Annotated in this window: 17 protein-coding genes and 1 pseudogene; 9 read left to right on the forward strand and 9 right to left on the reverse strand. The window is 72.9% G+C overall.

All coding sequences use genetic code 11. From position 1 onward, the window contains the following. Genes ABZW14_RS11330 through ABZW14_RS11340 form a run of 3 tightly spaced genes read right to left on the reverse strand, consistent with a single transcriptional unit; the run spans position 1 to position 1,197 of the window. Positions 1–540 (reverse strand): DUF1360 domain-containing protein, encoded by a 540-nt coding sequence (locus ABZW14_RS11330; RefSeq protein ID WP_355343490.1) that lies wholly within the window; start codon positions 538–540, stop codon positions 1–3. 34 nt (positions 541–574) lie between these two features. Then, a complete protein-coding gene (locus tag ABZW14_RS11335) occupies positions 575–898 on the reverse strand; it encodes a hypothetical protein (RefSeq protein ID WP_355343493.1) in 324 nt (107 codons plus the stop codon). After that, complete coding sequence (locus ABZW14_RS11340; protein ID WP_355343496.1) at positions 898–1,197, reverse strand: DUF6158 family protein; 300 nt, start codon at positions 1,195–1,197, stop codon at positions 898–900. Before ABZW14_RS11340 ends, ABZW14_RS11335 begins: the two co-directional genes overlap by 1 nt. A 121-nt stretch (positions 1,198–1,318) precedes the next feature. Here ABZW14_RS11340 and ABZW14_RS11345 point away from each other — a divergent pair, with 121 nt between their 5' ends. Together ABZW14_RS11345 and ABZW14_RS11350 are read left to right on the forward strand one after the other, a co-directional pair. Beyond that, a complete protein-coding gene (locus tag ABZW14_RS11345) occupies positions 1,319–1,738 on the forward strand; it encodes a hypothetical protein (RefSeq protein WP_355343499.1) in 420 nt (139 codons plus the stop codon). A gap of 25 nt (positions 1,739–1,763) precedes the next feature. Then, positions 1,764–2,093, forward strand: a complete 330-nt coding sequence (locus ABZW14_RS11350) for a DUF3817 domain-containing protein (RefSeq protein WP_355343502.1) — start codon at positions 1,764–1,766, stop codon at positions 2,091–2,093. Positions 2,094–2,103: 10 nt separating this feature from the next. Here the strand turns inward: ABZW14_RS11350 and ABZW14_RS11355 are convergent, their stop codons facing one another. Next, on the reverse strand, positions 2,104–2,622 hold the full coding sequence (locus tag ABZW14_RS11355) for a DUF6232 family protein (RefSeq protein ID WP_355343505.1): 519 nt from the start codon (positions 2,620–2,622) through the stop codon (positions 2,104–2,106). Between the two features lie 490 nt (positions 2,623–3,112). Between ABZW14_RS11355 and ABZW14_RS11360 the strand changes: the two genes are divergently transcribed. Continuing rightward, the gene (locus tag ABZW14_RS11360) at positions 3,113–4,081 is read left to right on the forward strand and encodes an NlpC/P60 family protein (protein ID WP_355343508.1); all 969 of its coding nucleotides are present in this window, start codon (positions 3,113–3,115) and stop codon (positions 4,079–4,081) included. Positions 4,082–4,150: 69 nt separating this feature from the next. Here ABZW14_RS11360 and ABZW14_RS11365 read toward each other — a convergent pair whose 3' ends face one another. The 3 genes from ABZW14_RS11365 to ABZW14_RS11375 all read right to left on the reverse strand — a co-directional run bounded on the left by ABZW14_RS11365 (position 4,151) and on the right by ABZW14_RS11375 (position 7,460). Further along, positions 4,151–5,140, reverse strand: a complete 990-nt coding sequence (locus ABZW14_RS11365; RefSeq protein WP_355343927.1) for a sigma-70 family RNA polymerase sigma factor — start codon at positions 5,138–5,140, stop codon at positions 4,151–4,153. 461 nt (positions 5,141–5,601) lie between these two features. Continuing rightward, positions 5,602–6,549 (reverse strand): N-acetylmuramic acid 6-phosphate etherase, encoded by a 948-nt coding sequence (gene murQ, locus ABZW14_RS11370; protein ID WP_355343511.1) that lies wholly within the window; start codon positions 6,547–6,549, stop codon positions 5,602–5,604. Further along, positions 6,546–7,460, reverse strand: a complete 915-nt coding sequence (locus tag ABZW14_RS11375) for a MurR/RpiR family transcriptional regulator (RefSeq protein WP_355343514.1) — start codon at positions 7,458–7,460, stop codon at positions 6,546–6,548. Before ABZW14_RS11375 ends, murQ begins: the two co-directional genes overlap by 4 nt. 300 nt (positions 7,461–7,760) lie before the next feature. Here ABZW14_RS11375 and ABZW14_RS11380 point away from each other — a divergent pair, with 300 nt between their 5' ends. Beyond that, on the forward strand, positions 7,761–8,498 hold the full coding sequence (locus ABZW14_RS11380; RefSeq protein ID WP_355343517.1) for an SDR family NAD(P)-dependent oxidoreductase: 738 nt from the start codon (positions 7,761–7,763) through the stop codon (positions 8,496–8,498). Here ABZW14_RS11380 and ABZW14_RS11385 read toward each other — a convergent pair. Beyond that, positions 8,483–9,214, reverse strand: coding sequence for a dTMP kinase (locus ABZW14_RS11385; RefSeq protein WP_355343520.1), 732 nt, complete (start codon positions 9,212–9,214; stop codon positions 8,483–8,485). The two genes, ABZW14_RS11380 and ABZW14_RS11385, sit on opposite strands and share 16 nt — an antisense overlap. Between ABZW14_RS11385 and ABZW14_RS11390 the strand changes: the two genes are divergently transcribed. From ABZW14_RS11390 to ABZW14_RS11410, 5 genes and pseudogenes are all read left to right on the forward strand, one after another. Then, the gene (locus ABZW14_RS11390; RefSeq protein ID WP_355343523.1) at positions 9,150–9,947 is read left to right on the forward strand and encodes a nucleotidyltransferase; all 798 of its coding nucleotides are present in this window, start codon (positions 9,150–9,152) and stop codon (positions 9,945–9,947) included. The genes ABZW14_RS11385 and ABZW14_RS11390 overlap by 65 nt on opposite strands. 56 nt (positions 9,948–10,003) lie before the next feature. Beyond that, positions 10,004–10,213, forward strand: coding sequence for a hypothetical protein (locus ABZW14_RS11395; protein ID WP_204342491.1), 210 nt, complete (start codon positions 10,004–10,006; stop codon positions 10,211–10,213). Between the two features lie 10 nt (positions 10,214–10,223). Next, positions 10,224–11,001: pseudogene (locus tag ABZW14_RS11400) on the forward strand (metallophosphoesterase). Beyond that, a complete protein-coding gene (locus ABZW14_RS11405; protein ID WP_167537057.1) occupies positions 10,992–11,135 on the forward strand; it encodes a GPGG-motif small membrane protein in 144 nt (47 codons plus the stop codon). Before ABZW14_RS11400 ends, ABZW14_RS11405 begins: the two are co-directional and overlap by 10 nt. A gap of 147 nt (positions 11,136–11,282) precedes the next feature. Further along, positions 11,283–11,777, forward strand: coding sequence for a TspO/MBR family protein (locus ABZW14_RS11410; protein ID WP_355343526.1), 495 nt, complete (start codon positions 11,283–11,285; stop codon positions 11,775–11,777). 37 nt (positions 11,778–11,814) lie between these two features. On the opposite strand, the gene ABZW14_RS11415 is transcribed toward ABZW14_RS11410, so the two are convergent. After that, the gene (locus tag ABZW14_RS11415) at positions 11,815–12,591 is read right to left on the reverse strand and encodes a peptidoglycan DD-metalloendopeptidase family protein (RefSeq protein WP_355343529.1); all 777 of its coding nucleotides are present in this window, start codon (positions 12,589–12,591) and stop codon (positions 11,815–11,817) included. Between the last annotated feature and the right edge of the window lie 97 nt (positions 12,592–12,688).

Raw genomic sequence — 12,688 nt, forward strand, 5'->3', positions numbered from 1 at the left:
TCACTTCTCCTGGTGCCCACCCTCGGCCGCCTGCTGGGCCACCGCGTAGCCCATCTGGAGGAAGTCGGAGGCGGCCACCGCGGTCAGGGCGGTGGCGACCAGCCGGGTCAGCCGGGGCGCCAGCACCAACCCGCCGGTGAGGCCGGTGGCGACCCAGACCGCCAGGCAGAACGGGCAGCTCACCAGCTCGCCGAGCGCGTGCCGGGTCGGGCTGCCCTGGTCGCGGACCTGCTCCATCACCTCGCCGCTGCCGATCGGGTGGTCGTAGCGGGTGAACGGCGCGCGCAGCGGGCTGGTGATCGCGTCCTTGGTGAGCAGGCGGCTCAGCTTGTGGGTCGCGATCGAGAGCAGCACCACGTCGCCGGCCGAGGGCCGCTCGGGCACCGGACGGCCGGTCGCCTTGACCAGCCCGACGAGCGACGCGGTCACCGCGCCGTACGTGCCCATCGCCACCAGGTAGCCGCCCAGCGGCCGGTGCTCGTGCGGCGCGTACGCCTGGCGCAGCCGCGCCACCTTCTGCTTCAGGCCACTCCCGGTCACCCGGCCTCCCTCCTTCTCGTCAGCGCCGCCGGGCTCAGCCGGCGTTCAGGTTGTCGGACACCTCGCGGGCGAGGTTGGCCAGAATCTCGTCGGCCATCCCGTGGTCGGTGCCGGTGAGGTCGAGCCGGACCCGGGCGCCCCCGGCGTCGGCCGGCTCCACGTCGATGTCGGCCGACCAGCCGGCGGCCTCGGAACTCCAGCGGGCCCGCAGGTCCTCGGCGTCGAGCACCTCCACCTGGTGGGTGCCGGAGCGGCGCAGCGCCTCGGGCAGCCAGGCCGACGACCGGTCCGGGTCGGTGGCGGTGTTGAAGACCACCTCGGGCGGCGCGGACATGCCGCGCTCGGCGTGGTTGCTCATCAGGCGTCCCGGAGGCGGCTCGGGTCGACCTCCCGGCCGGGGTGCCGGGCCAGGTACTCGGTCTCCAGCTCGGCGGTGCGGCGCAGGTGGTTGGCGAGCGCCGAGTCGGTGGCGTGCCGGAGGGTGTCCAGCCGGGTCCGGTGCAGGCTCTGCATCTCCCGGATCAGGTCCTCGTCGCCGAGCTCGGCCGGGTCCACCCCCAGCAGGTCACCGTCGACGTCCTGGGTGCGGGCGTGATCGCCGTCCCACTCCGTGACCCGCTGCTCCGGGCTGGCGTCCCGGTGTACTGATTCGGTCATCGTCGCCCCCTCGTCTCGTTCGGGCTGGCATCTAGACGGATGCCCAGCCGGGGTGTCACCAAACCCTCCCACCTACGACACCGCGTCGGAGACGGCCGGCGGGCCCGGTACCCTCGATGGCATGAAGCGGCTCTGGACACCGGCGTGGATCGTCCGCCACGTGGCCATGGTCGTGCTGGTGGTGGGCTTTCTCGGGCTGGGCTGGTGGCAGGTCACCCGGGCCGCCGGGGGCAACACGCTGAGCTTCGGCTACGCGATCGAGTGGCCGGTCTTCGCGGCCTTCGTGGTCTTCGTCTGGTGGCGCGAGCTGCGGCACACGCTGCGGGCGGCGCGCGAGCAGGCGACCAGCCCGGCGCTGCCGGTGGCCGACGGCGCCGAGCCGGCCGTCCCCACCCCGGCGGTACGCCGGCCGGTGCGGGTCAGCCGCGTCCCGGCCGCCCCGGCCGACGGGGTCGACGACGGCGAACTGGCTGCGTACAACAACTACCTCTCCTGGTTGAACGCCAACCCGGGCGCGAAGCCCGGCGACTATCCCGGCTGAGGCCGGTGCGGAAGGACGGACGACGGTGGGCGGAGCCCTTACCCGGTACCGCGTGATCGCCTGGATCGTGGGCGTGGCGCTGGTGGTGCTGGTCCTGATCGGCATGCCGCTGAAGTACGGCTTCGACAACCCGAGCGTGGTGGCCGTGGTCGGCACCGCGCACGGTTGGCTCTACATGATCTATCTGGCGCTCACGTTCGACCTGTCGCGCCGGGCCGACTGGCCGCTGAAGCGGATGCTGCTCGTGATGCTCGCCGGCACCGTGCCGTTCGTCTCGTTCTACGCCGAGCGCCGGGTGAGCCACTGGATGGCCGCCGAGCGGCCGACCCGGACCCCGGAGCCGGTCGCCGGCTGACCCCGCCGGGTCAGCGGTTCGGCCGCCACGCCTCGGCCGCCGGCGGGTCCGTCCAGCCGCCGTGGCGCACCCCCTCGCGGGCGCGCCTCAGGGCCCGGGTGACCTGGCCGAACTGCCGCTCGTCGTCGCTGCTGAAGAGCAGCACCTCGCGCCCGCCGAGGCGGCCCCACAGCTCGTGCGCCGGCGGCCGCCAGCGGTCACCGATCAGCACGAGCAGCAGCGGCAGCAACCCGACCGCGCCCAGCGTGAGGTACGCCGCCGCGGTGAGCCGCTGCAGCCCGCCGGTGAAGCCGAGCAGCACACCTACCGCGCCGATGAGCCCGGCGGAGACGGCGACCGCCCGGAGGGCCAGCCGGTCGTGCGGGCCCCGGGTGGTCCAGAGCTGGGTGATCTCAGCGACCGGCCAGCTGTTGCGGCCGACGGTGAAGCGCTCGCCGGTGACCACGATGCCGGGCCGGGCGTAGAGCAGGGTGGGTGCTGCCGCGCCCGGCGACCGGGGCGGGCGGGTGGTGGAGCCATCGGCTTGCACGGCGGCCTCCCGGGGTTCGCGGGCCGGGCCTCGCGTCGCCGGCGTTGCCGGCCGGCGGGATTCCCGGACTCCGCGCTTCATTGTGTTGGGGGCACGCCAGCCCGCCGGACGTTTTCCCTGGCCACGCGCCTACCGCCGGCCGAATGCTGCGCCGGAAAACGGGGGTGATTTCCGTCTTTGTCGTGACTTTGCGGCGCGTTGCCTGGCGACATCCGCCCAGAACGACGAATCGGGCCACTGGCGTGATCCGCCCATCCGGCACCGGCGCCACGACTGCCCGCCCGCGAACCGGTCACGAAGCGTCACCGGCACCGGCGGCACTTCCTGACGCTTTGCCAACTTTCGCCCCTGCTTCAACACCCCGTCACTCCGGTCACGGGTTAGGTTGGGCAGGCCGGTCCGGTCGACCGCCATCCACCCGGATGGCCCCGGGCCGGTGTCGCCGGGTGCGTTCCGCGCCGGGCGAGAGTCGGAGAGGAGCCTTCCGCTCTTGTCGTCCTTACGGATCCTGCTGCGCTCGCTGGCGGTGGCGGGCCTCTCGGCCGCGCTGCTCGCCCCGGCGTCGGTGGCTCGCGCCGAGCCCACCCCCGCCGAGCTGACGAAGCAGATCGAGAAGTCCTCGACTGAGCTGGAGCGAATCGTCGAGTCGTACAACAAGCTCAACGAGGAGATCAAGGCCAACAAGGCCACCGCGGCCAGGTTGCAGGCCAGGATCGGCCCGTTGCAGGAGCAGGCCGAACGGAGCCGCGCCGACGTCGGTGTCCTCGCCGCCACGGCCTACAAGACCGGGGGCATGCGCACCGTGCAGGCCCTGCTGGAGCCGGGCGGCCCGGCCACGCTGCCGGACCGGCTGGGCACGCTGGACCAGCTGACCCGCCAGCGGCAGCAGACCATCACGGGCTTCACCGAGAACCAGCGCCGGCTGATCGACCAGAAGACCCGGCTCGACGCCACGCTGGCCCGGGAGGCGGCGCAGGCCAAGCAGTTGGTCGCCGGCAAGAAGAAGATCGAGGCGGACCTGGCCCGCCTCTACGAGCTGCGCCGGAAGGCGTACGGACGGGCCACCGAGGCCCCCGTCAAGTCCGGCTCCGCGGGCAGCGCCCCGGCCATCTCGGGCTCCGCCGGCGTGGCCGTGCGCTACGCGTACGGCGCGATCGGCAAGCCCTACGGCTACGGCGACGACGGCCCGAGCAGCTACGACTGCTCCGGGCTGACCCTGGCGGCGTGGCGGGCGGCCAACAAGTCCTTGCCGCACAACGCCGCGATGCAGTGGGACGCCACCTCGCGGATCAGCCGCGGCTCGCTGCAACCCGGCGACCTGGTGTTCTACTCCGGTCTCGGGCACGTGGCCCTCTACGTGGGCGGCGGCCAGATCATCGACGCGCCCAGCGCGGGTCGCAACGTCAACAAGCGGGACATGGACATCATGACCATCGCCGGCTACGGCCGGGTGCGCTGACCCGGAACGGCGAACGGCCGGCGTCCCCCTATCGGACGCCGGCCGTTCGTCGATTCCATTACTACCAGCTCAGGCCGCCTGCAGCCCCTCGGCGCGGGCCAGCTCACGCAGCCGGCCGAGCGCCTGGATCTCCAGCTGGCGGATCCGCTCCCGGGAGAGCGAGAACCGCGAGGCCACCTCGGTCAGCGAGTGCTCGCGCCCGTCCTCCAGGCCGTAGCGGGCCCGCATGATGCCGGCCGAACGGTCGTCGAGGTGGTTGAGCAGACCCTCGATCCGCTGCCGCTCCAGACCGGTGAGGACGATCTCCTCCGGCGACGGGGCGTCACTGTCGGCGACCAGGTCGCCGAGGTTGGTGTCGCCGTCGTCGCCCACCGGGGTGTCCAGCGAGACGGTGTCCTGCGACCAGCGGACCAGCTCGTTGACCCGCTCGACGGTGACGCCGAGCGCCGCCGCGATCTGCTCCGGCTCCGGGTCGCTGCCCAGCTCACGGGTGAGCTGCCGGGCCACGTTGCGCATCCGGTTGACGTCCTCGACCAGGTGCACGGGCAGCCGCACGGTGCGCTCCTGCTGGGCGATCGCCCGGCTGATGGCCTGGCGGATCCACCAGGTCGCGTAGGTGGAGAACTTGTAGCCGCGCTCGTAGTCGAACTTCTCGACGGCCCGGACCAGGCCGGTGTTGCCCTCCTGGATCAGGTCCAGCATGGGCATGCCCGACCGCACGTAGCGGCGGGCGATCGAGACGACCAGTCGCAGGTTCGCGCGGATGAACAGGTCCTTCGCGCGCTCACCCTCGACGACCAGCCGCTCCAGGTCCTCCCGGTCGACGCCGTCGGGGACGCGGTCCTCGCCGAGCAGGTGCTCGGCGTAGAGGCCCGCCTCGATCGCCTTGGAGAGATCGACCTCCTTGGCGGCGTCCAGCAGCGGCGTCCGGGAGATCTCGTGCAGGTAGACGCCGACCAGGTCCCGCTCCTCGGCGACCTCGTCGGTACGCATGCCGATGTTCTTGTCCACGATTGCCACGGTCCCCTCGCTCGCGCCGGTTGCCCGGTTCCTTGCCATCCCCACGTTCATCAGCCCTCCCCGTAACCTCCGCTGTGCCCGTAGGTGCTGACACCTACACAACAGATGAGACGCGTCGGGGATTCCATGTCGTGAGTCGAAACTGTCACGAATGCCTGAGTGGTAGCTGAGAGCCCGGTCCATGTTTGCTGTCAGGGCCCCTGCTCGGGCGGTTCGCGTACGCCCCGGTGGAAGGGCGTCGGAGCAGCGGAATCGTCGTCCGCTCAGGAAATCGCACCATTGCGAATTCCATGAACACAGCGACCCGCGTCACCGCCTCATTGCGATCCTGGTCACTGCGAGATACGCGTCCGCGGACCGGTCGGTTCAGCCACCGGTGAGGATTACCCCACGGCTGGTGGAACAATCCGCAGCGCGCGGGACGTCCCCACCCGCCATGTGATGCGCGTCGCACCGGTGGGGCGGAGGCGGCCGGGAGGGGATCCGGCCGGTGGGGGGCGTCAGGAGGCGAGCAGGGCCAGCGCGCCGCGCACCTGGTCGGCGGAGCGGGCCAGGGCGGCCCGGGCGGCGGAGACCTCGGCGCCGGAGACCAGCGAGACGAGGGCGGTCTTGAGGTCGCCGTCGGCCTCGTTGAGGGCGCTGCGGCAGACCTCCTCGGCGCAGCCGGTGGCCTCCATGAGGATCGAGATCATCCGGCCCCGCAGCTTCGCGTTGGTGGCCACCATGTCGATCATCAGGTTCGAGTAGACGCGGCCGAGGCGCACCATGACGGCCGTGGAGAAGGTGTTGAGCACCAGCTTCTGCGCGGTGCCCGCCTTCATCCGGGTCGACCCGGTGACCACCTCGGGTCCGGTGTCCACCCCGATGAAGACGTCCACCGACGCGGCGGCCTCGGCCTCCGGATTGGCGCAGAGCAGCACGGTCGCGGCCCCCTGCGCCCGGGACGCGGCGAGCGCCCCGAGGACGTACGGGGTGCGTCCGCTGGCGGCCAGACCGACCACCAGGTCGCCGGGGCGTACGCACTCGGCGGCCTCGGCTGCGCCGCCGCGCTCGTCGTCCTCGGCGTCCTCGACGGCCCGCCACATGGCCTCCGGGCCACCGGCGAGGTGCGAGCAGAACCAGTGCCGCGGCGAGTTGAAGGTGGGCGCGAGTTCGGCGGCGTCGAGCACGCCGAGGCGGCCGGAGGTGCCGGCGCCGAAGTAGTGCACCCGGTTCCCGCCGCGCAGCGCGGCGACGGCCAGGTCGACGGTCTCGGCGATCTCGTCGAGGACGGCGGCCACCGCGGCCGGCACCCGCCGGTCCGCCTCGTTGATGACGGTGAGCACGTCCCGGGTCGACATCAGGTCGAGGTCGACGCTGTGCGGGTTGCGCCGCTCGGTGGGGGCACCCACCCGGACCACCGGCCGCACGGCCGCCACCTCGTCCCGCTCCACCCGTCCCGCCGTCATGCCCGCCTCCGGCCGGCGCCCACCCGGTGGGACCGGACCGCCTCGGCGGTCGCCTCCAGGGCCTTCCGGGCCTTCGCCCGGTTCCGTGCGGCCACCCCGACGAAGAGGCAGTCGACAACGGTCAGCTGGGCCAGCCGGCTGGCCATCGCGCCGGAGCGGTAGGTGGTCTCGCGGGCCGCGGTGGTCAGCACGTGGTCGGCGACCTCGGTGATCGGAGAGCGGGGGAAGTTGGTCAGCGCGACCGTCGTGGCGCCCCGGGCGTGGGCCTGTTCGAGAACCTCGATGACGTCCGAGGTGGTGCCGGTGTGCGAGATGCCGACCGCGACGTCGCCCCGGCCGAGCAGCGCGGCCGAGGTGAGCGCGGTGTGCACGTCCGGGAAGTAGAAGGCGGTGCGGCCGATGCGGTGCAGCTTCTGCTGGAAGTCCGAGGCGACGAAGCCGCTGGCGCCCGCGCCGTAGACGTCGATCCGGCCGGCCGCGACGATCGCCTCGACCACCTGCTCGCAGACGGCGGGGTCGAGCTGTTCGGCCGTCTCCTCGACGGCCCGCGCGTCGTTGAAGGCGATGGTGGCGATGATCTGCGCCAGGTCGGCGCCGGGTGGGATGTCACCGCCCACCACGCGGGCGTCCGGTGGCTCGACCCGGCGGGCGGCCTCGGCGGCGAGCCGGATGCGCAGCTGGGGGTAGCCGTCCATGCCGACCGACCGGCAGAACCGGATGACGGTGGCCTCGGATGTCTCGGCGGCGGTGGCGAGGTCGGTGATGGTGCGCCGGGCGGCGTCGGCCGGGTCGGCGACGACCAGCCGGGCCACCCGCTGCTCGGCCGGGGACAGCGAGGGCAGCAGGCCGCTGATGTGGACGATCAGTCCACCGGGCTCGTGACTCGCAGAAATCTTCGGACTCTTCGCCACGGATGAAACTTACTTTCATGAGGCGTGACCGTCAACCATGACGGCGCGTATCCGGAAAAGTACCGCGTTCCGCGCCCGCTTCCCGTGCCAAGGGTCCCATTCCCCCAGCCCGGCTGCCTCCCCCGCTCCGGTCGACTCCGTCGCGCCGGCCGACGGTCGGCTCGGCCGTCGCGCCTGCCGGACCGGCCGGACGGCGGCACCCAGGTCACCGGTCGGCCGGGGCCGTATGACGACCGGCATCGACCGGCCCGGATCGCGCCCCGGTCACCCCCGGCCCGGCCCGGCGGCTAGCGTGTGCCCATGGCGGAGCGCACGGTGCTGGTGACCGGGGGCACGGGCGGGCTGGGCGGCGCGGTGTCGGCCGCCTTCCTCGAGGCCGGCTGGCGGGTGGTCGTACCCGAACGGGAGGGCGGGACGGCGGCGGCCGCGGGGCCGGTCCGGGTCCGACGACAACCTCAGCCCGGCGCGTCCGACGCCACGCAGCGACCCGAAGCCGTCGCCGCGGACCTGCTGGACCCCGCGGGGGTCGCGGCCGCGATCGCCGCGGCCACCGCCGAGCCGGCCGCGCCGCTGCGCGCCGTGGTCAACCTGGTCGGCGGCTACGCCAGTGGCGGCCTCGTGCACGAGACCCCCATCGAGGAGTTCGACCGGATGCTGCGGATCAACCTGCGGCCCACGTACCTGGTGACCCAGGCCGCGCTGCCGCACCTCGTGGCGGCCGGCGGCGGCGCGGTGGTGTCCGTGTCGGCGCGGGCCGCGGTGGCGCCCTTCCCCGGCGCGGCCGGCTACGCCACCGCCAAGGCGGCCGTGCAGGCCTTCGCCAATGCCGTGGCGGTGGAATACCGGCAGCGCGGGGTGCGCAGCAACACCGTGCTGCCCAGCGTGATCGACACCCCGGCCAACCGGGCCGCCCAGCCGGACGCCGACCACGGGCGCTGGGTCCCGCCCGCCGAGATCGCCGCGGTGATCCGCTTCCTGGCCTCCGACGAGTCGGCACCGACCAGCGGGGCGAGCATCCCGGTCTACGGGCGGGCCTGAGCCGGCACCGGCTCGCCGCGCCCCGCCCCGCCCGACGGCGGGCGGGTGCCGCCCGGGCCCGGCCCCGCGGCCGGGGGCGGGTCGCCGGGGAGCCACTCGGTCAGGTGCGCCCGGATCCGGCGGGACACCTCCTCCGGGGTGCCGCTGCCGTCCACCACCACGAAGCTGCCGTACTCCGGGAGGGCACGGTAGGCGGTCGCCGCGTCGCTGAGCCACTGCATGGTCTCGTGGTCGGTGCCGCGCCGCTCGATCCGCCGGTAGGCCTCGGCCGGGTCCAGGGTGAGCAGGAAGGTGACCCGGGGCGGCGGGAAGACCCGGTAGCCGGCCCGGGCCAGCCGCTCCCAGCGCTGCCCGCCGTGCGCCCTGATGCTGGCGTACTGGCAGGCGGACCAGCGGTCCATCACGGCCGTCCGGCCGGTCACCACGCAGGTCAGCAGGGCGAGCGCGATGGCCAGCCAGCGGAGCAGGGACTCCACGGCGAGCAGCCCGTTGCGCCCGACGAGCCGCTGCGCATCGGGCCGGCCGACCCGCTGGGCCAGCCGGCCCAGCCAGCGGCGGCCGCCGGCGTTGCGGTGGTAGGTGGCGGGGTGGCCCGCGGCGGTGAGCGCCTCGGCGAGCCGGTGGGCCTGGGTGGTCTTGCCCGAGCCGTCGATGCCGATCAGGGCGACGGCGCGCAGTCGGGCCCTTCCGCGCCGCACCCGCAGTGACCTGGCCACCCTCCCGAGGCTATCCGACCCACGCTCGCCTTCGGCGGTTTGTCCGCATTGCCACCGCCACGTCGGGCCGCGTCACCAACAGGTGTGGCCGACCCGTTCGCCGGGTACGCAACTTCATTCCCACCGCCACCCACGACGACGGGAGAACCAGATGGCCGAGCGCGGGGACGAGACCCTGGTGCACACCCTGAAGAAGGTCGCCGCCGTGCTCAAGCAGTCCGAGATCCCCTTCGCGCTGGGCGGCAGCTTCGCCGTATACGCACACGGCGGCCACTCCAGCGATCACGACGTCGACTTCCTGATCCGGCAGCAGGACGTGGACCGGGCCCTGGAGGCGCTGGTCGAGGCCGGCTTCACCGCCGAGCGCCCGCCCGAGGACTGGCTGGTCAAGGTCTACGACGAGGGCCGGATGGTGGACCTGATCCACCGGCCGATCGAGACCCCGGTGACCGAGGAGACCTTCGCCGACACGATCGTGCGGCCGGTCGACGCCATCCACATGCCGGTGCTCTCGGCCAGCCAGCTCATGGTGCACAAGCTGCTCAGCTTCTCCCAGCACTACTGCGACTTCGCCCGGGCCCTGCCGCTCGCCCGCTCGCTGCGGGAACAGATCGACTGGGAACGGGTACGGAAGGAGACGCAGCACTCGCCGTACGCCGAGGCGTTCCTGGTGCTGCTCGACCGGCTCGACGTGCTGCCCGGCGGCGCGTCCGGAGGAAGGGAGACCCCGTGACCGGACAGCACGGTGGCGCGCCGCCCGACGAGTACGTCGAGGCGGAGATCCAGAGCATGTTGGCCGAGGACCCGGACGTCGCCGAGCAGGGCATCACCGTGGTGCGCCGCGAACGCGGCCTGGTGCTCTACGGCGAGGTGGAGAGCCCGCACCGGCGGGAGGAGATCCTGCGCCGGGTGGCCGAGCGCTTCCCGGACCTGCCGATCACCAGCGACATCGGTGTGATCCGCACCCAGGCCCCCAGCCAGGTCGAGGAGCTGCCGTGAGGGAGGTTCGATGGTGATCCGCATCGCCGCCGTCGGCGACGTGCACCTGGACGAGGACGTGGTGGGCCGGTTCCGGCCGGCGCTGGAGGAGCTGCCCGACTGCGCCGACGTGCTGCTGCTCGCCGGGGACCTGACCCGGCACGGCACCGAGTCCGAGGCGCGCTGCGTGGCTCAGGAGTTCGGCGACCTCGGCGTGCCGGTGATCACCGTCCTGGGCAACCACGACCACCAGTGCGACCAGGTGCCGCAGGTGGTGAAGGTGCTGGAGGACGCCGGGATCACCGTGCTGGAGGGGACCGGCGTGGTGCTGGAGTGCGCCGGCGGGCGGCTGGGCGTGGCCGGCACGAAGGGGTTCGGCGGCGGGTTCGCCGGGCGGTGCGCCAGCGACTTCGGCGAGCCGGAGATGAAGGCGTTCGTCCAGACCACCAAGGACAGCGCGGACTCGCTCGGGGCCGCGCTGCGCGGGCTGGACTGCGACCTGCTGGTCGCGCTGACCCACTACTCCCCGGTGCCGGACACCCTCGCCGGCGAGCCCCTGGAGATCTACCCGTTCCTCGGCTGCTACCAGCTCGGCCAGGCGATCGACTCGGCGCCCACCGCGCTGGCCCTGCACGGGCACGCCCACCACGGCACCGAGCGGGGCACGACCCCCGGCGGCGTACGCGTCCGCAACGTCGCGCACCCGGTCATCAAGCAGGCGTACAGCATCTTCCACCTGGGAGATCATCTCGACTGAGAACCAGGTTTCCCGGATCCGACGAACGGGTATCCAGCCGACATGGAGCTGATTCTCTGGATTCTCGCAGTCGTACTGGTGGTCGCCGGCATCCTCGCGCTGTTCCGCCGGCAGATCCTGTGGGGCATCGTCCTCATCATCGTCGGCCTGCTGGTCGGGCCGGGCGGCGTCAGCATCTTCAGTTAGCCGTCGACCTCCCACCACCCCTGACCCGCCGGGGTCGTCGGGTCCGGAAACGCCGTCCTCCCAGACAGGCGCCTCCGGGTCCGGCGACCCCGGCGTCGTGCTGCCGTCCGCCGGTTTGTCCGTGGGGCCCGCGGGGCATCCGGTGACATGACGATCTCGGGAACCATCCGGCGGGTGGGCCGGGGCCGGCGGTGGTGGACGCTGCTGGGCTTCGGCGCCGCGGTCACCGTCGCGGCGGCCGTGGGCGCGCTCGGGGTGCGGGGCACCCAGGAGGAGTACGCGAGCCTCGCCCAGCCCTCGTGGGCGCCGCCGGCCTGGCTCTTCGGGCCGGTCTGGACCGTCCTCTACGCGCTCATCGCGGTGGCCGGCTGGCTGGTCTGGCAGCGGGCCGGCTGGGGACCGGCGCTGGGCGCCTGGGTCACCCAACTGGTCCTCAACGCGATCTGGACCCCGCTCTTCTTCGGCGCCGGCCGCTACGGGCTGGCGTTCGCCGAGATCGTGCTGATGTGGCTGGCCATCGGGGTCACCGTGGCGCTGTTCCGGCGGGTCTCCCGGCCGGCGGCCCTGCTGCTCCTGCCGTACTGGGCCTGGGTGACCTTCGCGGCCGCGCTCAACGCCGCCATCCGGCAGCTCAACCGGTGAGCGGCGCGGGACCGGCCGGCCCCGCGCCGCCCCGGGTTCAGCAGCGTGGCACGCCGGGGATGTACCCGTCGTAGCCGGTGTAGACGTACGCGTCGGAGATGAAGCGGCCGGTGCCGATCCGGTCCCAGATCGAGCTGGTCCCGTAGGTGCCGCTGACGCTGGTGCCGCTGGTCTGGCAGTAGATGGTGACGCTGGCGCCGTCGGCCACGGTGCCGACCGCGCTGTAGCCGGTGCCCGGGCCGGACCGCACGGTCAGCGCGACGCCGGAGGTGGTGTTGACGGTGCCGGCGCCGGTGTTCGATCCGGAGCAGCCGTTGTCGCTGGTGTAGGTCTTGGTGCCCCAGTAGAGCGCGAGCGCCCCGTTGAACCGGGCCTGGATGTCGTTGCCGTGCAGCCGCTGCTCGTAGTGCAGGTGCGGGCCGGTCGAGCCGCCGGTGCTGCCCACGTAGCCGATCACCCGGCCGTAGCCGACCACCTGCCCGACCGAGACGTTGAAGCTGCTCAGGTGGGCGTAGTAGGTGGTGTATCCGTTGCCGTGGTCGATCCGCACGTACTTGCCGTAGCTGGTGCCGCCGAGGTCGGTCACCCGGTCGACGGTGCCAGGGGCGCTGGCCACCACGGGGTCGCCGAGGTCGTCGGTGCGGTTGAAGTCGATGGCGTAGGCCGGGCTGTGGTCGGACCGGGTCTGGCCGGACCAGGACTGGTTGCAGGGGAACGGAACCTTGAAGGTCGGCGCGGCCATGGCCGGCGCCGCCGGGACCAGGGCCACGAAGACCGCCGCCACCGCCGCGAGGCTGAACCAGCGTTTGCGCATCCACTGCCTCCTATGTTGAAAGTTTTCGATCCGATAGGGACAGCGTGGCAGAAAGTTCCATCGATGGGAAGGGGGTCTCCGTGGGATTGGTCAGCAC

Origin of the sequence: Micromonospora sp. NPDC004551 (assembly GCF_040609975.1) — a bacterium.
Classification (GTDB): Bacteria; Actinomycetota; Actinomycetes; order Mycobacteriales; family Micromonosporaceae; genus Micromonospora.